Source organism: Ignavibacteria bacterium (genome assembly GCA_025612375.1).
In the GTDB taxonomy this organism is placed as follows: Bacteria; Bacteroidota; Ignavibacteria; order Ignavibacteriales; family SURF-24; genus JAAXKN01.
The window spans coordinates 33,509-56,308 of the sequence record JAAXKN010000022.1 but is presented as its reverse complement, the minus strand read 5'-3'; the positions used below and the strand labels follow the sequence as shown (position 1 = coordinate 56,308).

Below are 22,800 nucleotides of genomic sequence, written 5' to 3'. Positions count from 1 at the left end.
GTGAAACTATTTCAGCAGCAGCAGCTTTTTATATGCCGTAAACTTTCCTGCCTCCAGCCTGTAGAGGTAAATTCCGCTTGTGAGGCCTTCTGCATTGAAATTAACTGTGTGAACACTTGCAGCCTGGTATTCATCGGCAAGCACCGCTACTTCTTTTCCCAAAAGGTTGTAAACAGCCAGCCTTACGTGCCCCGCCTCGGGAAGTGAATACGTAATTGTGGTTGTGGGGTTGAAAGGATTAGGGTAATTCTGCCTTAGCTCAAACTTTTCAGGGCGCGTGCCCGCGGCGGTTTCCACATCTGTTGCTCCCAGCTCCGAAGTTGCAATCCTGTAAATGCCGTTTTTATCGGTTCCTGCGGCGTTGTTCTTTACCGCGGCAAACATGTACTTGCCGGTATTTAAAGCCTTAGTTATAATTGCCGACTGCGGCAGCCCGCTGTTCATCGGAGTAAGGGTTGTGTCTCCCAGCTTAAACCTGAAAACGCCCCACTGTTTTCCTCCATCTGCATACCCGAAGGCAAAATAATTCCCGCCTTCATAGACAATATCATTTGCAACCAGATCTTTCCTCAGTGATGGCCATGTCTGCCCGTTATCTGTGGAATAAAAAAATCCCTTTCCATATGCAAAAAGGAAAGGCAGGTTATTGCAGGATACAAGTGTGAAAACAATCGGATTGGGGTTTCCTAGCTGTACGATCTTCCACGTCTGCCCCTGATCGGAGCTGCTGTAGGCGTCCTTTAAATACTGGGCGGTATAAAGTGTATTGCCGCAGGCTATAAGCTGATTGAGCGAACTGAACTCGGCAAGTCCGCCTGTAAGCTTGGTCCAGCTGGCTCCCTTGTCGGTGGAGCGGTAGATGCCGTCGCTGAGGACCAGGGCAAAAAGGTTCCCGCCGCACAGGACCGTGGTGGAGGTATTCATTACGTTCAGGCCGTTGTTTACATCCTTCCACGTAGCACCCAGATCGGTCGTATAATGCACGCCCGCGCCGCCCACTGTGCAGAAGATCTTGCCGTCAAGAGATTCAAAGCCTCCGTATGAGAGGACCTTATGCTCCTGACACTGCGTCCACGTCATGCCGTTGTCTTTTGAAATATAGAGCCCTGAGGTTTTTGTGCCGGCAAAAACTGTGCTTCCATCAGCAAAAATATCGAGAATGTCCGCATTGGAGGGCAGATTGGTCTGCACCCACTGCGCCTGCAGTGTAAGAGGAATTAAAGTAAAAAGAATAAGAAAGCAGTTCTTAATTGTACGGAATGTTGTCATGTGTTTCCCCTCGGATGTTATTGGTTAATCCGGTGAAGCGCGGCATAGTAAATGCATGCACAGCTGTTCGGGTAAAGCTGATATTAGTAAAGCTGCTTTATGCCCTGCACCGGAGCTGGTGTTTATTTATCTGTGTAACTTTTATAAACCGAGAAACTTCAGGCGACGGGGGAGTCCGCCCTTACAAAAAGAATTGTGAATCACCGAACCAGGCCAAAAAACCGGAAAGCCTCTAAAAGAACATGATCAAGCTACAACATTAAACCGACTAAATCAAGATACCGGTGTCCTTATTATGTGCACTATATCCCCTGATTATACTCCTGCGGTGTATACACAGGAATTCAGAAAACCCGTGAAATTAAGAGCATTTAGAAAGACGCAGTTACTAAGCCCCGGATGGGGCGCTTTGTTTGTAGCCGGGGGTGACCAAATTCACCGAAGGTGAATGCGGGAACCCCCGGGGAAAACGATCCCAACCACCCCCCGGAGCCGCGGCAGCCGCGACATATTCCTCCGGGGTAAAACAGCCGGCGGGGAAGGGCTGAAAAAGCATGCCGGACAAAAAAAAGCCCCGGGATCATGCTGCCCGGGGCTTTTGATTAACTAATATTCTGTTTTTAAGATTACTTCATCAGAATAAGCTTTTTGTATGCGCTGAAATTACCCGACTCCAGCCTGTAGAGGTAAATTCCGCTTGCAAGACCGCGGCCGTCAAACTGCACTGAATACTGGCCTGCCGGCTTGTATTCGCTTACCAGGGTTGCAACTTTGCTGCCTATAAGATTATAAACCGTAAGGCTTACAAAACCTTCCTTTGCAACCGAGTACTTAATTGTTGTAACCGGGTTGAAAGGATTGGGATAGTTCTGCGAAAGCCTGAATTCTGAAGGTGCGGCAGGCGTCTCGTTGTTTACATCTGATGTTGTTGAAATACTAAGAACCAGGCCGCTCTGTCCCGGATGAGCCGTAAGCGGCGTAAAGAAGTAATTTTGTCCGCCGTTCATATAGTCAATTACCGGGTAGATAGTATAATTGAAAACTTTTGATGTGACGTTTGCTGTAAAGTTTCCCTCGTTATCTGTCAATAAATTTGTAAACAGCGAATCTGAGTTCAGGCATGATAAATTCATCATGAAGCCCGGGGCATGTCCGTCAAGTGTAACTTTGCCCTTGATTGTGGCGTTCGGCCTGAATAAAATCAGGTCGCGTGTAATGTTGTTCCCTGCAGATACGGAGCCTACCTTGGTGTAGGCATTTAAGACATTACCTTCACCGCGTGAATGGGATTCAAGCACAATAACCTCCTGCGGCACTTCGCTTGGGAGGAGCCCCAGGTGATATACCCCTGCCGTGTCAGTTGGAGCATAGCGGTAAAAAGCTCCTTCGCCGGCCACAAGGCTCACATCGCTGCCAATGACAGAGTTTCCGTTGTCGTCCTTAAGAGTTCCTGTAATTGTCGCGCTTGGTGCCGTAAAGGTAAAGTTGTTTCCTGTGTATGAGGTCTGCTTTGGTGAAATGACCAGCTGTTTCTCATTCTTGTCAAGAACGGCTGCACCCATTATGAAGGTGTTGTCCGGTCTGACAACCCAGGGGTTGCCAGATGTATCAGCGCTCATTTCAATTGTGTAGTTCCCGTTTTCATCCGTAGCGGCATCCCAGAAGAGGTTTGTCCCGTTTTCACCTTCGGCATTAAGCGAAAGAACTATGTTCTTTTTGCTCATCCCGGCAGGCACACTGACAGTCCCTGAAATCGTGTAGACGGGTGAATTCATATGGTTTACAACACCGGTGAAAGTGGTGTAGTGTCTGTGATTCCTGAAAAGCATTATGTAATGAGCAGGTGCAAGCCCAAGCGGACTTTCAAATGCCACAGACTTATTTGCCGTGTAGTCAATATCCGGGGGCCCGTTCTGCCCGCGTGAATCGCCGTCAATCTGGTTGAAGAATGTCCACAGCACATCAACTGCGGGATTAAGCACCCCGTTCTGGTCGGCATCAATCCAGATCTGTACAAGCGTCGTATCGCCCGCGTTGGGCACATTGTAGCTCCAGCCGAAATTATCACCCGATCTTACCGAAAAGCTCGCGGTGCTGCCAACGACTGTTAAGTTTGTTATCTGGCTGTATGAAGAGCTTACAAACAGAACAAACAGAAATAAGGACAAAAATAGCATTTTCTTCATAAAAACTTCCTGAAAAATAATTGTTTGAAAAGTTAATTAATTTGCAAGAAACAGTTTAATGAAATAGCCTGAAAAGGGATTTTTTTGTCGAAAATTATCTGCCGCTGCAGCGCAGTATTATAAGCAGGAATGTTGGAGAATGGTTATTGCGCTTAAGAAAATCCATATGTCAGGCCGTCTGAAAAAGATAGCTGATCTGAAAGTTTCCCCCGAAAGCAGGAACCCCCGGCTTAAATAGCCTCTGTTAAAGATTCAGCAGCAAAATAGTTTATATTATTAAAACAAGCAACCTGATTTTAGAAAAAAATGGGAGCTTCTCCTTATTAATTCCCCCCCCGGTGTTTTGAAAATATATTGTGCCCGCCTTCTGAATTTTTATGGCAGAACAATATTGGCCTGAAAATTATCTGTATATATACAATGTGGATTTTAGGCGTTTTAAGGCTGGTTCGTAGTGTATATTTTGGTACCTCTTTATCCTGTTATATTATTTTGAATTTATTTTAAAAACTATTTGCTTTTAAAAATCGGGAAATATATATTTCCGTCAACATTTTGATGCAATTGTATATATACATTGACCGTGTAAAGAAACAAAGCTTACGCTGCTCGTCTCAAGACCAAACTTTAAGTGGTTCTCTTATAATTTTATCTTCCTCCGGCTGAAAAAATTAATTTAATAGATCGGCACAGTTAAAGTTTTTAACAAATTTGAGGCACCTTTCCATGAAAAAGACAATAGTCCATTGGCTATTTGCTATTCTTTTATTCAATTCTGCACTGCAGGCCGGAACTACCGGAAAAATTTCGGGCAGACTTAAAGATGCCGACACTGGTGAGCCCTTGATCGGTGCTACAATTCTTGTGACGGGAACTGCACTCGGGGCAGTCTCCGATGCAGAAGGCTACTATTCTATCATTAATGTCCTTCCGGGTACTTGGGAGGTTAAGGCTTCCTTTATCGGCTATAATACAGTCATACAGAAAAATATATCCGTGAGCGCCGACAGAACTACGCGCCTGGACTTTAATATGAAATCTTCTCTCGTCAGCACTAACACCGTCGAGGTAATCGCTCAGAAGGATGTCATTATACACGACCTTACTTCTTCTCAGTCGGTAGTCGGTTCAGACCAGATTAAAACACTTCCTGTTGAAAATATTGGCGACATCCTCTCTCTCCAGGCCGGAATTACAACAGACGCCGGCGGCGGTATGCATATGAGAGGCGGCCGCTCTTCTGAAATTAAATACTATATAGATGGTATGGCTGTCTCTAACCCCTTCTCGGGCGGCCTCGCCGTCGACGTGCAGAACGATAACGTTCAGGAACTCCAGGTCATAAGCGGTACTTTTAACGCCGAGTACGGCCAGGCAATGTCGGGAATCGTTAATATCATGACCAAAGAGGGCGGCGACAAAACAAGCGCAACTTTCTCGGCCTACGCGGGCGACTTCCTGACGTCCCATTCCGATATGTTCCTTAATATTAATAAGATTAATCCTCTTTCACAGAAATATGTCGAAGGCTCACTTAGCGGACCCGTGCCCTTGCTGAGCAATAAAGTGCACTACTTCCTCTCCGGCAGATACCGCAACGAGGAAGGCTACCTCTACGGTCAGAGAATCCATACACCCGGCGATACGGTTTACTTCCAGGGGCAGGACGCTTCTAAATATATGGAACAGTCCTCAGGCGACAGCGCTATGGTCCCACTCAGCCCGGCTATGGCTGCCTCTTTCCAGGCAAAGATTACCTATAACCCGGTTACAAACGTTAAACTGAATTATCTTGTAATAGGCGATAACTCGGAGTATAAACCTTACAGCGGCACAAGCCACGCAAATATGTTTAACCCCGATTACCTCAGAACCGATTACCTGAAAAGCCTGAATAACCTTTTTACTATTACCCATACTATAAATCAGAATTTCTTCCACCAGCTCCAGCTTTCATACTATACAACGCGCCTGAAGATCTATGCAAATGAAAACCCTTTCGACTCCATATTTGTTGCCGGTATCCAGCCCTCACGCACCATGCCTAACAACATCTTTAACGTGGGCGGAATCGATCCTAATTTCCTCTACAGGAAAAACGATACTAAGGCAATTAAATACGAAATTACAGGACAGGTAGACCGCTATAACCTCTTTAAGGCCGGAATAGAGTACAGACAGTATCAGCTGGAAAATGAAAACTTTGCCGTACGCCGCGACGCCAATACCAACTGGCAGCTGAAGATCGACGACGTTACTGCCGCTTCGCATAACTATTATTTCAGAAAACCGGTGGAAATGGCCGCCTTCCTCCAGGATAAAATTGAAGTCGAGGACTTTATTGTAAACGTCGGCCTCAGGTTCGACTACTATAACTCTAAAAGCAAGGTCCCGGTCAATATGACCGACCCGCACAATAATCTCGGAGTGGACCAGTCGGTGGCTTACAGGGACGCTACTGCCAAAACTCAGCTGAGCCCCCGCCTGGGCCTCGCATTCCCGATCTCGGATAAAGGTAACCTGCACGTTTCATACGGACAGTTCTTCCAGATCCCGGAATCTGACAGGCTTTATGAAAACCCCGAGTTTGAAGTTGAAGGCGCCAGGTTCAGCAGCTTTATTGGAAACGCCGACCTCGAAGCACAGCGCACCACGGTCTTTGAAATAGGCCTCCAGCAGCAGGTGGCTTCCAACCTCGTGCTAAATGCTAACTGCTATTATAAGGATTACCGCGGCCTTTCAGGCACACAGTTCTTCGAAACTTACTATGCGCTCGAATACGGCCAGTATGCCAATGCCGACTTCGGCAACGTTTGGGGCACCACAATTTCCCTCGACCTGCTGAAAACCGGTATGCTCTCGGCAGCAATAGACTATACATTCCAGGTGGCAGACGGTAACGGCTCCGACCCAAAGGAAGCTTTCCGCACCGCGGGAACTGAAATGAACAAAAACTTAACCACCAAGTCTCTCATCCCCCTTAACTGGGACCAGAGGCACGTCCTCAACGCTACGGTTACAATACAGGGCGAGGACTGGGGCATTACTTCCCTTAACAAATTCAGCTCAGGCTACCCGTATAACCCGTTGACCGATTATTTCCCGGTAACTAATATTCAGCTCCAGAACCAGGGACGCTTCAAACCCGAATATTCAATGGATTTAAGAGTTTATAAGAATTTTACCCTTGCCGGTGTCGCAACCAGCCTCTTCCTTTCAGTCCAGAATGTGTTTGATTACACCAGAGTTGAAAGACTGCCGCAGATCCCTATCCGCGATCTCCTGGTGCACCAGAAATACGCAAGGTTTAATTCGCTCTATGACTACAGAATGGACCCCGGCCAGCAGCCTGCGCCAAGACTCGTTAAGTTGGGCTTCAGAGTGGAAATTTAATCTGTTTACAAAATAATTTTATCAAATAAAATTAAACTGGAATTGAATTATGAAAAAAATGTCATCTGTAATGCTCTCGGGACTTGCTGCCGCTTTCTTTCTGCTTCTGAGTGCAGACATCTTTGCTCAGACCGGCGGAGGCGTATTCCTCGACCCCGCAAAGGGCGAAAGAACTCAGAGAAAAAGACTCACGCTGGCCTCGAACCGCGTGGAATCCATAATTGAAAATAAAGGCACTTTCGGCGAGGTCGGCAATAAAACCAAATCCGGCGCCTGGCCTACCGGTTCGGGCCACAGCCACGTACACCAGATGTCTATACTCGTTGCAGCAGACGTGCCAGGCAAGGACGGACAGGAACTGCATATCGCGAGCGAATCCTATGAGGACTTTGCCGATAAATCGGCAACCAACGTGGAATATTTCTGGAACCCTCTGCCCGGTTACGCCAATGATAAAAGACGCCGCGTTAACCCCGTTACTGGCCAGATCGATACAAAAAGTGAAATTGCAAATGTAATAGACCCGACTACTTTCCCCCCCTCATGGCCCGGTAAGGATGCCTCATGGAACGGCCACTGGAACGGTTATTTTGGAAAGGACCAGGCTAGCTCCGACCAGGAATGCATGTATGTAATGGACGACTCCTATAACTCGGAGTTCCCTTATTATCCTTTTGCAAGCGATACTACGCGCCGCGGCCTGGGTCTCCAGGTTGAAACAAGAATGTTCCAGTGGGCTCACCCACTGGCTCAGGATGAGGTCTTTATACACTTCCAGGTCTCTAACGTTTCAGACAACGTCTACGACAGGAATATCTATTTCGGTGCCTTCGCCGATACTCACCCCGGTGGCCTGGGTGACGCCGACGATAACTCCGGTTACTCAAAGGGCGATAACTTCGTCTTCGCCTGGGATAACGACAACAGAACCGAGAACTGGGATAATTATAAACTTACTCTTCCGGGCTACCTCGGCTGGAAATACCTCGAAAGCCCCGGATTCCCGGACGACGGAACGGATAACGACAACGACGGACTCATTGACGAAAAAAGAAATAACGACGCCGGCGTCTATGCTATGGGCTCAATCGGTAACTACGGACCGGCTAAAATGCACTGGTCCGGCGACGAAGACGGCGACTGGATGGCGGAGGTAGATGACGTCGGAAGCGACGGCATCGGCCCCATGGACCCTAACTACACCGGACCCGATGCCGACGGAACTGAAGGCAACGGAAGGCCTGACCAGGGAGAACCTAACTTCGGTAAAACCGATAAGGATGAATCGGACCAGATAGGACTTACTTCTTTCTATTCGCCGGCCTACGGCTCTATGCATGCCGCCGACGATGAGGCAATCTGGAACTGCATCCAGCCAGGATTTTTTGAAACCCCGGCACAGAACTCAAACAATATGTGGGTATTCGCTTCCGGACCTTTTAAGCTCGACCTCAAACAGACTGAAAGATTCTCCGTCTGCTGGATTTTCGGCGAGGACAAGGTTACCATTTTCAGAAACGCACAGACGGCCCAGAAAATCTACAACAACGACTACAGGTTTACTAAGCCGCCTCTTACTCCTACTGTTCATGCAATTCCCGGCAACAAGAAGGTTACTTTATACTGGGACGACATTGCTGAAAAATCGCTCGACCCGGTCTACGGCCAGGACTTTGAAGGCTACAGGATTTACCGCGGCACTAACCCGCAGATGACCGAGGCGCAGGTAATTACTGATGCCTACGGAAGCAAAGTTTATAAAAACCCCATCGCTCAGTTCGACCTTAACGACGGCATCAAGGGAATTCACCCCGTTGCACTCGGAGCCGAACTCGGCGACCAGTACAGCGCCGGCATTCATTACAATATGGGCTACGATACCGGAATAAAACATTTCTATATCGATTCAAACAACGTACAGAACGGTGTAACTTACTATTATGCCGTGGTATCCTACGACAAGGGATATTATAAAGGCATGGATGAGCGCGGGCTTTCACCCATGACCCCTTCCGAATGCCAGATCGTGACTAACGAGGAATACGGCGAGCTTAAGGATATAAGCAAAAACGTGGCGGTGGTAATTCCTAATGCCCAGGCCACCAATTACACCCCCGGCTCCATCCAGAATTCACTGGTTAAACAGGACGTCAGCAATACAACAACAGGAAGCCTTTCTGTAACCGTAATTGACCCCGATAAGCTGCCCGAAGACCATACCTTTGAAGTAAGTTTTGAAGCAAAGGACGGCATCGAAACCGGCATCGGAATACCCTTTGCCACTTCATATTCCATACTCGACCTTACGGCCAATAAATATGAAATTCAGAACCAGCCCGTTCCATTTATGTACGCCCCGGTTGATACCGAAAGCCATCAGACCACTTACGAATGGAAAAAGTACGACACAACCTGGACAAGCGGCATCTTCAGCGGTATGGCAGTAAACTTCAAAAACGCCAAACCTTCGCTTTTTGCAATCAATACAGGCTCCGGCTGGAAACCCGGCTCAAAAGCCACAACCGAAGTCAGAATAGACTACGGCACCACGGAGCAGATCATCTTCCCCGTCAACTTCAATATCGAATTCTCGGATAGCAAAATAGGTAAGGCCTTCTCTAATGCTCAGGCAACCGCCGTTATGGATACCTACTTCAAGGTTTCTGATTCAAAGACCGGCGAGGAAGTGCCTTGCTACCTGAAGGAGACTTTGTTCACAAAGAACGGCAAGTGGGATATTAACGAACCTTTATATATTGGCACAAAGACACGCGACGGCAAATACATGTTCCCCTGGCTGCTTAATATGGTCGCTTCATCCACGGAATCTGTCAAACCGGAGCAGGGTGACGTATACCAGTTTACTTCTGAAGTGCCGTTTACAACAAAAGACAAATTCACATTTTCAACCACTGCCAGCAAACTGCTCAAACCGGGCAATAAGACAATGCTCGATAACGTTGCAGTCGTTCCCAATCCTTACATACTGGCAGCATCCTGGGAAAGGGCTACCGGCACTAACAGCCGCGGTGAACGCAAGATATCCTTTACGCATCTGCCGGCAGAATGCACAATTAAGATATTTACGCAGAACGGCGTTCTTCTTAGAACAATTGACCACAGCGGCGCAATGTCCGACGGCTCTGAGTTCTGGGACCTTACAACAGAGCAGGGACTTGAAGTCGCATTCGGAATTTATGTTTATCACATCGATGCAAAAGAGCTCGGTCAGAAAATCGGCCTCTTTGCAATCATCAATTAATCTGGGATGAGGAACGGTAAACATGACAACAAAAATATTATTCTGGAGCAGGTGCATGAAATCGAAATTATTTAGTACCATAACAATTCTGCTTGCATTAAACATCGGCACTTTTGCAGGCGACATTCAGTCCAAAAGGGGAACTACCGCAGCGCCTTTCCTTGAATTCAGCGTGGGCTCAAGGGCTACTGCAATGGGAGGCGCCTTTGCTGCAATCTCCAACGACGCTACAGCAATGTACTGGAACCCGTCCGGACTCGACCGCTTTAGTGAAAATGAAGTTAACTTCAACTATACAAAGTGGATCGCAGGCATGGATTTTATCTATGCAGGCGCTGTAGTCCATACGGGCGGGGCCGGAAGCTTCGGCCTTTCAGTAACATCCCTTTCAACTCCCGAAATGGAGTTCAGAACCGTTGAAGAACCAGAAGGCCTAGGCACAAAATTCGACGCCGCCGACGTCGCCCTCGGCCTCAGCTACGGCATAAGCCTTACAGACAGGTTCTCTTTCGGCACATCTTTCAAATATATACAGCGCAGAATCTGGCACATGAGCGCAGACGCAATTGCTATGGATTTCGGCGTCCTCTACACCCTTCCATGGGACCGCCTGCAGCTCGGAATGTCAATTTCTAACATGGGCTCCAAACTTCAGATGACCGGCGTGGACGCTATGCTCCTGACAGATATAGACCCTACTAAAGACGGCAACAACACAAGCGTGATCTCCGAACTCCATACAAAAGAATGGTCGCTGCCTATGATCCTCCGCTTCGGAGTCGCTTATCACGTCATAAAATCTGATATGAACAACCTGGTCCTTGCTGCCGATTATGTACACCCCAACGATAACTTCGAAAGCATGAACGCAGGCCTTGAATATACATTTTCTGAATTCCTCATGCTGAGGGCCGGCTACCAGTCGCTCTTCGTTAAAGACAGCGAGGAAGGCCTTACTCTCGGCGTCGGCGTTAAGCATAGCGGCATCGGCGTCGATTACTCATATGCTAAAATGAAAAATTTCGGTTCCGTGCAGCAGTTCAGCGCTAAAATCGCTTTCTAAAAAAAAATATATAAAACGGGCCCGCGGGACAACGGGCCCAGGTAAAAAAGAGTTCTTGTAAGGAGTTGTTATATTTCACTATTTTCAAACTAGTTTCAGGAGAGTCATTATGAAACAAAATTTCAAAATGTTCTTTACCGGATTGGCATTATTCATACTTCTTTTCGGTACATCTGAAATCTTTGCCCAGGGCATTTCAATCAACCTGGGAAAGAATCTGCCCGGCCGCTACATGAAGCTTGTTGCCAACGGCACAGGTGAAGACGGAGAAATTAAGGATCGAATCAAACTCGGAACAGAATACTGCTCCGAAAATGTTAAATCCGCTATGTATTTCCAGCTGGATGAATCGTTCTTCTACCAGCTGACAACAAACAAGTTCTTTATTGTCAACGTCGAATACTACGATGAACCGGGCGTTGAAATAAAACTCGTCTATGATGCTATAGGCGACGCAAATGCCAATAAGGAATATGGTACTGCAATTCAGACAACAGGTACAAACCAGTGGAAGTCTTTCGGCTTCTATCTCGATGACGCTTATTTCGGTCACCGCCAGGCTCACGGTGCCGACTTCAGGCTCGTTACCAACGGCAAGATGCACATCAACGGCCTTAGCCTTGTGCCTATCGATTATTATTTCGAATGGGGTTCGGTTAATGACTCACTTGGGCTTAACATGACTGAGCGCCCGGGTAAGGACAGCCAGAGACAGATCGTTGTAAAAGACGGCGAAGAGGCTGTTACTACACTGGTTCAGGACAACTACCTTTATATCGACGTGGCCGACTCCCTGATCTATGGAACAGACCCTGCATTGGCTCACCCGAATCTTTTTGTTTCTGTTCAGTACTGGGATGAGGATCCCACTAACAAGATCCGCCTTCAGTATGACGCTACTACAAATGCTTATAAGAGCACACCATGGGTTTATGCAAAAGGCTGGAAGAGCTGGCGCACAGTTACTTTTGAACTAAATGACGCTCAGTTTACAGGAAGGGAAAACGGCAAGGCCGACATGCGCCTCCAGATCAACCTGCCTAATACTATTGCAGTTAACCGTATTATGGTAGGCCTTCTTCCTAAGGCCCCTCTGCCGCCAATTCCTGATCCAGGTGTTTTCGCCAGCTATAAGGCTCTTGAGCCCCCGACCATCGACGGCGACCTCAAGGACTGGGCTTGGCAGAAGGTCGGCAGCAAACTCGAGACCAAAACCGACGCCCTGGGCTTCAGAACCGACGAATTCTACCGCACATGGGTTCTCGACGGCAAAAACGTCCCTGTGGCTGAAACAGGCGAACCCGGCGTTACTGACCCGGGCAAACCGGGCCTCTGGGATCCTAAGGACCTTTCGGGTGAAGTAAAATGCTTCTGGGATGATTTAAACTTCTATGTAAGCGCTAACATTACAGATAACGTCGTTAACGTTAACGGAAGCACATGGGAAGGCAAAGACGGTATCGGCCTTTATGTTGACGTATTCCATAATATTGTCGGCGGCAAACCTATACCTGAAAGAGATGATGCAACCTACGGAAAGGGCGAAAACTTCATCTTCCTCCCGGCCGACGAAGCTGCTGCAGGCCTCTGGAAACATTCAACTTCACAGACCGGCGAAGCTCTGCCGAACACTATAATTAGAAAAGTCAAAAAAACCGAAACCGGTTATGTTATTGAAGCTTCTATTCCGCTCGACCTTATTAAAGACGGCGTTACACTTAACCCCGGCGTTTATAACGATCAGGATAATTTCAACCCGCTCTTCGGTTATACTATAAACGACGCAGACGGTATTGCTGAAAACAGCGGCAGACTCTCCTTCGGCGCTCCTAATGACGACGATGAAGCCTGGGGAACTCTCAGCCTCGAACCGATTCCTCTTGTCGATAAGGGCATTATTATGGACTTCGGTCAGAAGAACTTCGAACAGTTCATAACTCAGGTTGAAAAAACCGGCGACGGCGCTGTTGATATCATTAGCAAGGGTGAAAAAAGCTGCGCCCTTCTTAAAAACAAATATGCTTATTTGGCTGTCAGCGACGACGTAATCAAAAACGGTTATCATCCTCACCTTTTCATACAGCTCGAATACTTTGATGAGCCTACAACCGGTAAGTTCAGAGTTCAGTACGATGGCAACACTAAGGCTTATACAAGCACACCATGGATCAGCCATACAGGTACCGGTACATGGAAAACCGCAATCTTTGAAATAAGAGACGCAAAGTTCAATAACGGCGAAAACGGCGGAGCCGACTTCAGGATCGAAAGCGATGAAATGAACATGATCCTCAACCAGGTCAAAGTTGGTATTGCCGACTATTATATCAACAGGGGCGATTCAACAAGCTATATGGTCTCTGCTGCCGATGCACAGTCAGATGGCATTACAAAGAGCGTATTCGTAGGCGGAAAATGGTGCTCTCAGAACTCAATCGTTGACGGCACAGGCGGTCGTTACTTCTACCATGCAATCGCCGATACTGTTATGTACCAGGGCAAACCGTCAAAAGAAGTATTTGTAACTATTGAATATTACGATACCTTAAGCTCAGGCGGCGTTGCTCTTAACTATCAGGCTACCAATAACACATGGGCAAACGGCGCAGGCGATGCAATGATCCTTGGTACCAACCAGTGGAAAATGCATACCTTCTACCTCCCGGATGCTTATTTCGCAAACGGTGAAAACGGCGGCCATGACTTCAGAGTTAGCGGCAAGGGCGACAATGCAACATTCATTAAGCACGTAATGATAGGCGTACTCGGCCTCGATTCTGCACTCATCGTAGGTGTACGCGATCCTAAGGGACCGAACGTTTACGCACTCGACCAGAATTATCCAAACCCGTTCAACCCTTCAACCACTATCAGGTACCAGCTCCCTGAAAGCGGTATCGTTACGCTGAAGGTTCTCAACATTCTGGGTCAGGAAGTTGCTACACTTGTAAATACATTCCAGACACCTGGAATGCACTCTGTTAACTTTAATGCAGAAAAACTTTCAAGCGGTATGTATATCTATACTATCCACTTCAATAATAAGGTGATTTCTAAAAAGCTGATGCTTCTTAAATAAATCACTCCTTGTGCGGGACGGGCCGAAAGGCCCGCCCTGCATTATTTAATTTGGAATTTAATGAGAACTTTACTTGCAATATTGACGCTTGGACTTTTAACAGGATTTATCTCCTGCGGGAAAAATACGCCTGCTGCTCCCGAAAAACAGGAGGAAAATGTTCAGAATGCTGAAATGAAGTTTTCCAGCTCAGATAACCGCCTCTTAATCGGCGTGTGCTACTACCCCTGGTACACAAATAAGGATCACTGGAAAGGCGATAACCTCAGGGAAAACCTTCAGCCGCAGCAGATGCCCCTGTTGGGTAAATATGACTGTATCGACCAGGATGTAATTTCCCGGCACGTTCAGTGGAGCCTTCAGGCGGGAATAGACTTCTGGATCGAAAGCTGGTGGGGACAGGGAAGCTCAACAGACAACGTGATACTTGAAGGACAGCTGAAAAATTCCGGCTTCCGGAAAAATATGGGATACTGCCTTTTATATGAACCCAAGGACGGTGTGCCGATAAATGTAAATGACACCTATATCACCCGGTTTTTAAGTAATCTGGACTATATGGCCAAAAACCACTTCAATAGCCCGAATTACTTAAAAATCGACAACAAACCGGTGCTTTATATTTATCTTACCCGCACCATGCAGGGCGACATTAAAAGACTCTTTGAAAGCGCCGACACTCTGCTTCAAAACCGCGGATTTGACGGCCTTTACGTCGTGGGCGATGAGGTATACTGGAACCAGTTCTCTGAATCGCACCTTAATTATATGGAAGCCGTTACGGCTTATAACCCGCATGTAAGCCAGAGCTGGGTGTCGAACGCAGCGGACTTTGTTAACAGAACAAAATCCGAACTCTACGACCCGTGGATGAATATTGTAAATAAGAGCTCAAAAAGTTTCTGGGTTGATGTTCTTCCGGGCTTTAACGACCTTGGAGTCAGAAAGGAAATGCAGCACCCGGTTATTCCCAGAGACAGCGTTAATACTTTTAAGAACTTTTTAAGCTCAGCTAAAACAGTGCTGAAAAATCAAACCGTTCCATTGAAAGTTCTTGTGGTAACCTCCTGGAATGAATGGCACGAGGACTCTCAGATAGAACCGGTAAGTGAATCCCCTATGCCTACGCAAAAGCCTTTTGAACTGACTAAGGGCTTTTGGTACCACGGCTACGGGACGGGATACCTGGGTATTCTTGAAAATTTCAGGAAGGATTTTCAGAATTGAAATTGAGGCGCCTGAACGGGAAATAGCGTAACTTGCAGGATTGTATAAGTCATTTTTATAATTAATACATATTTGTTTTATGAAAAATAAATTTGTTAAATATGCTTTTTTTGCCGCTTTGCTCTTATCAGCAGCGGCGGATGCAGAGGCTCAGACCCGGCCCGGGCTTTACCAGAATGCCGATGAAAAGAGCAGCTCCGGTCCTGCCCCAATTACACTCACGAATCAGGCTGAGAGCCTTACAGGCAAGATCATGTGCGGCTACCAGGGCTGGTTTGCTGTCCCCAGCGACGCCATTAAAAGGGGATGGTACCATTACACACAGACTGGCACTTTTGCACCCGGAAGCTGCAAGATAGACCTCTGGCCCGACGTAACGGACCTTGATGCCGACGAAAAATACGCCACCTCGTTTCTGCATGCCGACGGCAGCACCGCATATGTCTTCAGCTCGCAGAACAGAAAATCCGTTGTCCGCCATTTCAAATGGATGAAGGACTACGGCATCGACGGCGTTTTTATTCAGAGATTTGCGGCGGAAGTTAAATCAACAACTTCTGCAGGCTACACCCAGTTTAATAACGTGCTCCAAAGCTGCCGCGCGGGAGCTAACCAGTACGGCAGAACTTTTGCTGTAATGTACGACCTCTCAGGCCTGCAGGCAGGTCAGATGCAGTATGTTATTAACGACTGGAAAAGGCTTATAGACCAGATGAAGGTGACAAAGGACAGCTCTTACCAGTTCCATAACGGTAAACCTGTAGTTGCAGTCTGGGGCATAGGCTTTAACGACGGAAGAAAGTATTCACTCCAGGAATGCTCCACACTCATCGATTTTCTTAAGAACGATCCCGTATATGGCGGCAACACCGTTATGGTAGGCGTTCCAACTTACTGGAGAACACTTTCGCAGGACTGCCTTAACGACAGCCTCGTGCACAAGATCATACTGAAGGCCGATATCGTAAGCCCCTGGTTTGTTGGAAGATATAACTCCCCGCAGGCCGTAACGGAGTTCACGCAGAACGTTACCGCCCCCGATATAGCCTGGTGCAGTAAAAACGCAAAGGAATACCTGCCCGTCGCTTTCCCGGGCTTCAGCTGGCATAATATGAAGCCGGAATCACCTTCAAACCAGATACCGCGCCTTAAGGGGCAGTTCCTCTGGAAACAGTATTATGAAGATATAAAAGCCGGCGCTACAATGATCTATCAGGCAATGTTTGATGAAATTGACGAGGGAACCGCAATCTTTAAGGTCACGAACGATCCCCCCGTTGGCGCCAGCACCTTTGTTACTTATGAGGGGCTTGAAACGGATTTCTATATGTGGCTCGTGGGGCAGGGAAAAAAGATGCTGGATAAGGAATTCCCCTTAAGCAGCATTTTACCCGACAGGTACCCCGGATTCCTGAAGTTTATTACAAATAACTCCCAGGAAGAGCTTGACTTTCTGGTCCCCGGCCTTACAGGTACGTCCTATTCAGAGCAGAGGCGCGCCGACGAAAACCAGGTAATAGCATATAAATTCCCGAAGGATAAGCTCCTCCAGCTCTCGGGCGGCTCAGCTGACCTGATGCTGTCGCTTGAAGTAAGCAACGAATTTGTTGTGTCGGTCTCTTCTTCCATGCAGGGGCAGAGGACACAGCTCTTCCGCTGGATGCCTGGCGATATTCATATTCACGACGAGTCAAACAGACAGTCGGTTCAGATTAAAACAAAATCTTATTTCAACCAGGGATGGGATACAATTTATGTCTTCATTGAAGACGGAATAAAAACCTGCACCCCCGGGGCTTCAGTTTATTCTGTGAAGATATCCGATGCCGCTTTTTCGGGCTTGCAGGGAAGGGGTAATATTCTCCCGGAAAATTTTGAGCTGCTTCAGAATTTCCCTAATCCCTTTAACCCGACTACGGTAATCAGCTATTCCATTCCCGACAGCTATAACGTGGATCTGAGCATCTATAACATAATGGGGCAGAAGGTTAAAACACTGGTCTCCTCTTACATGAATGCCGGATCGTACCAGATTTCATGGGATGGAAAGAACAGCCAGGGAGCCGATGCCCCCAGCGGAATATATTTTTACCGCCTGCAGTACAGGGATCTGCTCCAAAGCAGAAAAATGCTCCTGCTCAGGTGAAGAACTTTTGCCGAAAATTAAATCAAAGGAAAAATAAATATTTATATGAATGGCACCATAAAAAGCCCCGGTATTAAAAGGATAAACTATGCAGCACTTGAACTCTGTTGATTTCATAGTTATATCCTTATACCTATCTGTCCTTGTGGGCCTGAGCCTTTACCTGAAAAGAAGGGCCTCGGGAAGCCTGGAGGACTACTTCCTGGGAGCAAACAAGCTCCCGTGGTGGGCTATGGGAATCTCCGGTATGTCCTCATATATAGACATGGCCGGAACCATGCTGATAGTGTCGTTCCTTTATATGCTCGGCCCGCGGGGACTCTACATAGAATTCAGGGGCGGAGCCGTTCTCGTTCTTACATTTATGCTTCTGTGGTCAGGCAAGTGGCACTACCGCTCCGGATGCATGACAGGCGCCGAATGGATGGAATTCCGCTTCGGCAACAACTGGGGAGGACGCTTTGCAAGACTCATATCGGCAATTTCGGTTATTGTTACCACAATCGGAATGCTGGCTTATCTCATTAAGGCGCTCGGAATGTTTACTTCAATGTTCCTGCCTTATTCACCGGCTGAATGCGCGCTTATGATGATAGCTGTTGCCACGGTCTATACAATGATCTCCGGGTTCTACGGCGTCGTATTTACGGACCTTTTCCAGTCCGTAATCGTTATTTCAATGATTATTCTGATATCAGTAATGGCATTCATGAAAATTTCAGACTCCGGGGCAGACCTCTCACAGCTGGCACACTCGGTAACCGGCAACAGCGAGTGGGCTAAGTCTTCGCTCAAATGGAATGTTACAATGCCAAAAGGATATGAAAATTATCAGGATCTGGCACTCTTTGCGTTCTTTTATTTACTGAGAAATGTCTTTATCGGGGCATCCACCGCAGGGGCCGACCCTAAGTATTTCGGCGCCAGAAACGAACGCGAGTGCGGCTCGCTCAGTTTCCTGTGGACTTCACTTATGATGTTCCGCTGGCCCATGATGATCGGCTTTGCGGTCCTGGGCATTTTCCTGGTCAACAGCTTCTTCCCCGACCAGGGCGTGCTTTTGCAGACCTCAGAGCTCATTAAACAGTACGTCCCCGGCATTTCGCGCGAGCACTGGTCAGATGCCCTTACAGGCATTATGAATTCGCCGGCACATTATTCACCCGAACTGATTAGCGGAATTAAAAACCTTCTGCACGACGACTGGCAGTCGAAACTGACGCTCCTGAGCTACGACGGCACAATAAATACAGAAAGAATTGTCCCTGCCGTCATATTGTTCCAGATCCCTGTGGGCATAAGGGGCTTCCTTTTCATCGCATTTATTGCGGCCGCACTTTCAGCCTTTAATTCCGGCGTAAACATGACAACGGCTTATTTTACGCGCGACATATACCAGCGCTATATGCGCCTTAAGGCCGGCAACAGGGAACTCCTTTGGGCAACTTACGCCTTTACAATAATGCTGGTCTCGGCGGGCTATGTACTTGCCTATAACGTCCACAGCATTAACCAGATCTGGGGATGGATTATTATGGGGCTGGGCGGCGGCCTGGCCGTACCCGCGCTGCTTAAATTCTACTGGTGGCGCTATAACGGAAGCGGATTTGCAATAGGAACAGCCGTCGGAATTGTAACTGCGGTACTGCAGACAAGGATCTTCCCGGGACTGCTCGAATGGCAGCAGTTCCTGATTGTCTCGGTCGTTTCACTTGCCGCTACCGTTGCGGGCACTTACCTGACTCCGCCTGCCGAGGACGCCGTGATAAATGAGTTTTACCGCAAAACAAGGCCCTTCGGGCTGTGGAAACCTTATAAGAACAGGCTTGAGGCGCCGGTAAGAAAAAAAATGGAAAAAGAACACAGGAACGACATACTTGCTGTACCTTTTACGCTGGGCTGGCAGATTACACTTTTCCTCCTGCCCATGCAGCTGATGGTACGCTCCTACAATGAATTTTTTGTTACATCTGCAATATTTGCTGTCTGCCTTTCAGGGATGTATTGGTTCTGGTACAGGAACCTCCCGAAAAAAGACAATGTATTAGCGGCTGAGAAATTAATTGAAACGGCTGCCGTAAAGGCCGCCGGGCAGATGGATTTGCAGGACTAATAAAAAAAACTTACTAAAATGAATACGGACAAAAGTAAAATAAATACTGAGGGGAATAATATTGAAAGAAAAAGCTAACTCTATGAAGAAGTACGAAGCATTGCGTGAAGAGCTGCTTGAATTTATTCAGAAGAATGGTCTCAAACAAAATGACCAATTGCCAAAGGTCAGAGACATTATCCAGAATATAGGCTACAGCTACGCAACTGTCAACCGCACGCTGATCGAAATGGAGAAGGAGGGCCTGATTACAAAACGCCAGGGCAAGGGGCTCTATGTAAACAGGATCTACCCGAAACAGAAGAACAAGCAGGTGGCGCTCATTATTCCAAAGGACTTCAGCATCCACAGAATATTTCTCGATATTCTCTCCGGCGTGCGCAAGGCCCTGGAAAAAGAGCATATCGGGCTCCTGGTCTCCATCTCCAATATGAGCCACGAGAAAGAAAAGGAAACCGTGGAAAACCTCATGTCGCACAACGTCGACGGCATGATTATATTCCTCGAGGACCACTACCGCGACGATTATTCGCACATAGTGGAACTGAAGAATAATAAGTTTCCTTTTGTGCTCATCGACCGCTTTATTGAGAACCTGGATACTGACTACGTCATAATCAATAACCGGGACGCAATGTTCAGGGTATGCTCTTACCTGAAATACAACAGGCATTGCGATAAAATTATTTTCGTCCCGGCAAACGATACTTCTGTCCTCGTTTCCTCGTCGGATGAGAAACTTATGGGCTACAAGGAAGCCCTTCACGTGCTTTACGGCAATGACCAGGGCATCATTCTGCCGTTGGAGGAGTTTATTGAAAACCTGAATGCAATAAGCTCCTCACATAAAAATATCGGCGTTTGCCTGAACCACGATACAATGATTCCCGACATGCATAAAAGACTGCAGGAACTGAATCTTAAAATACCGCCTAACTGCCACATCTTCGGCTACAACAACAGCTATGATCAGCCTTATTATCCTACTGTTGAACAGTTTAACGACCTGGCAGGAATGAAGGCCGCCGAAATCCTGATTGAAAAAATGAAAAACCCCGACGCCCCTTCGGTCAGGGTGAGATTAGAGCCCAAGTTAATACTGCCTGACCAGAAGGGCGGCTACTATATGGAAGACTAAAGTATATTAAGCAGGTGCAGGAATAAATGAAGCTTTTGAAAATATCAATACTGACGGCAATAGTTCTTTCGAATTCATGCCTCAGAGCAGCATCAGCTGAAGCCGCAGCCCCGGAATATAATCTGCCGGCTGCGGATTCCTCGGCTGCCCGCAATGAATCTGAGGATCAGGACCGCCCGGTACTCCGCATTGGTGACCTCAGTGTGGGAATGCGGGAGTTTTCTGAAAGGCTTAATTTTGCCCCTGCGCTAAGGGAGTTTTCTACGGATCTGGAAAGGAAGCAGGACCTGCTTGCTTCAATAATTGCCGGGAAAATTCTATCGGACTACGCGTCAAAAAGGGGGTTCGATACTCTCCTTAATGTCAAAAGAACCCTCAGCCAGTACGAAAAAGAAGCCGTTTATGAAAACTGGATGCAGAAGGAGATAACAGATAAGGTTAATATCACTCCCGGCGAGCTTGCAGAAGCTTATCCCAGGTTTAGAGAGGAAAGAGTTGTGGATTACCTCGTCTTCCCGGATGAGAATTCTGCCATGAAAGCTTCAGGTGAAATTAAAAAGGGAAAGAAGCCCGGTTCCTTTAAGACAAAGGATGGCAAGCCCCTCCTTGAAACCAAGGAAATTGAATTCGGCGAAGCACTTCCCAAAGTTGAAGAATTAGTTTATTCCCTTAAAAAAGGGCAGACAAGCGGCGTTGTTCCTGTAGACGGCAAATACTATATATTTAACCTGAGGAAAGCCGTTCCCCACCCTAAATATTCTTTGCAGAGCCTGAGCTACTGGACGCCCGAAATTGAAAAAATACTAAGGGAAAGAAAAACTGTATCTGAATTTAAGAACGTGATGCCCCGCCTGATGGAGCAGAGAAAGTTTACAATAAACAAAAAGGTTTACTCATTCGTCCTTAATGCGCTTTCATCCAAGCTTGAATTCAGCGAAAAGGCAAAGCTTCCTGAGGCTCTTAACCAGGAGCTCAAAGATATGCCTTCAGACATATCCGGCAGCCTCCGTGAGCCGTTCATGAAGTTTCAGGACGGGAGCCTCTGGACCGTGGGGGACTTCTGGGATAAGCTCCGCTTCGGGCCCTACCTTTTGAATTACCGCTCAAAAAAAGAATTTGAAGACGACTTTTCTTACCTCATCCGTACCGTTGTGATTACGGAAACCGTTATGAGCGACGGGTACAAAAAAGGCTGTAATAAATCAGCTTATGTGAAAGAACAGACAAGAATGTGGAAGGACGACCTGCTTTCGAAGATATATCTTCACGAACTCGGCCGGGAGACTGAAATAAGTGAGGATGAAATGAAGAACTGGTACTCTGGAAATCCTTCCATGTTCCGCCTTCCTGATCTGTGCCGCATAAGAGAAATTATTGTAGGCGATGAAAAACTGGCACAAAGCCTCTCAATGCGCATCAGCCAGGGAGAAGATATTGAAAAACTTGCAGCCGGGTATTCAAGCCAGGCCCCCCGTGGCAGCGAATCCCCCGAGGGAATTGCTGTTGCAAGAAATACGTGGGGAAAATTGGGGGAAACCGCCTTTTCAATGAAACCCGGAGAGGTTTCCGCTCCAATTAAACTGGATGACAATAAGTTCGCGGTTATTAAACTGCTCGGTTTTGAAACCGGCAGACTCAAAACTCTGGATGAGGCCCGCCAGGATATTCACGCTCAAATGCTGAAGGAAAAACTCCACTTGCAGATTCAGGAGATCATAACCGGATCACTGGGAAATTATAAAATATATATAAGCAAAGATAACTTAAAAGAAGTTGAACTCATTAAAGGCAGCATGCTCCTCAGGAAATCTCATTTTCCTAACAGGTCCGCTGTTCCCATGGCAATTGATATTAATCATGAAGAGAAATGGTTTCAGGATCTTTGGAATAGACAACGCGACTAACAACTAATTATTTCAAATAT

Annotated in this window: 11 protein-coding genes; 9 read left to right on the top strand and 2 right to left on the bottom strand. The window is 47.2% G+C overall.

The window, feature by feature from the left end; translation table 11 throughout:
* Positions 1–6: 6 nt before the first annotated feature.
* Both HF312_13305 and HF312_13300 read right to left on the bottom strand, forming a co-directional pair.
* The gene (locus HF312_13305) at positions 7–1,269 is read right to left on the bottom strand and encodes a T9SS type A sorting domain-containing protein (GenBank protein MCU7521191.1); all 1,263 of its coding nucleotides are present in this window, start codon (positions 1,267–1,269) and stop codon (positions 7–9) included.
* Positions 1,270–1,895: 626 nt separating this feature from the next.
* Positions 1,896–3,455: a T9SS type A sorting domain-containing protein gene (locus tag HF312_13300; protein MCU7521190.1), complete on the bottom strand. Its 1,560-nt coding sequence runs from the start codon at positions 3,453–3,455 to the stop codon at positions 1,896–1,898.
* Positions 3,456–4,181: 726 nt separating this feature from the next.
* On the opposite strand from HF312_13300, the gene HF312_13295 reads away from it, so the two are divergent.
* The 9 genes from HF312_13295 to HF312_13255 all read left to right on the top strand — a co-directional run bounded on the left by HF312_13295 (position 4,182) and on the right by HF312_13255 (position 22,780).
* Positions 4,182–6,848, top strand: coding sequence for a TonB-dependent receptor (locus HF312_13295; GenBank protein ID MCU7521189.1), 2,667 nt, complete (start codon positions 4,182–4,184; stop codon positions 6,846–6,848).
* A gap of 49 nt (positions 6,849–6,897) precedes the next feature.
* Complete coding sequence (locus HF312_13290; protein ID MCU7521188.1) at positions 6,898–10,110, top strand: hypothetical protein; 3,213 nt, start codon at positions 6,898–6,900, stop codon at positions 10,108–10,110.
* 55 nt (positions 10,111–10,165) lie between these two features.
* Positions 10,166–11,173 carry a PorV/PorQ family protein gene (locus tag HF312_13285; GenBank protein ID MCU7521187.1) on the top strand — a complete coding sequence of 336 codons (1,008 nt, stop codon included), beginning with the start codon at positions 10,166–10,168 and terminating at the stop codon, positions 11,171–11,173.
* A gap of 109 nt (positions 11,174–11,282) precedes the next feature.
* The gene (locus HF312_13280) at positions 11,283–14,252 is read left to right on the top strand and encodes a T9SS type A sorting domain-containing protein (protein MCU7521186.1); all 2,970 of its coding nucleotides are present in this window, start codon (positions 11,283–11,285) and stop codon (positions 14,250–14,252) included.
* 60 nt (positions 14,253–14,312) lie between these two features.
* A complete protein-coding gene (locus HF312_13275; GenBank protein MCU7521185.1) occupies positions 14,313–15,479 on the top strand; it encodes a hypothetical protein in 1,167 nt (388 codons plus the stop codon).
* A 79-nt stretch (positions 15,480–15,558) separates the two neighbouring features.
* The gene (locus HF312_13270; protein ID MCU7521184.1) at positions 15,559–17,625 is read left to right on the top strand and encodes a T9SS type A sorting domain-containing protein; all 2,067 of its coding nucleotides are present in this window, start codon (positions 15,559–15,561) and stop codon (positions 17,623–17,625) included.
* Between the two features lie 88 nt (positions 17,626–17,713).
* Positions 17,714–19,738, top strand: a complete 2,025-nt coding sequence (locus HF312_13265) for a sodium:solute symporter (protein ID MCU7521183.1) — start codon at positions 17,714–17,716, stop codon at positions 19,736–19,738.
* A 61-nt stretch (positions 19,739–19,799) separates the two neighbouring features.
* On the top strand, positions 19,800–20,876 hold the full coding sequence (locus HF312_13260; protein ID MCU7521182.1) for a GntR family transcriptional regulator: 1,077 nt from the start codon (positions 19,800–19,802) through the stop codon (positions 20,874–20,876).
* 26 nt (positions 20,877–20,902) lie between these two features.
* Positions 20,903–22,780, top strand: coding sequence for a peptidyl-prolyl cis-trans isomerase (locus HF312_13255; GenBank protein MCU7521181.1), 1,878 nt, complete (start codon positions 20,903–20,905; stop codon positions 22,778–22,780).
* Positions 22,781–22,800: the final 20 nt, after the last annotated feature.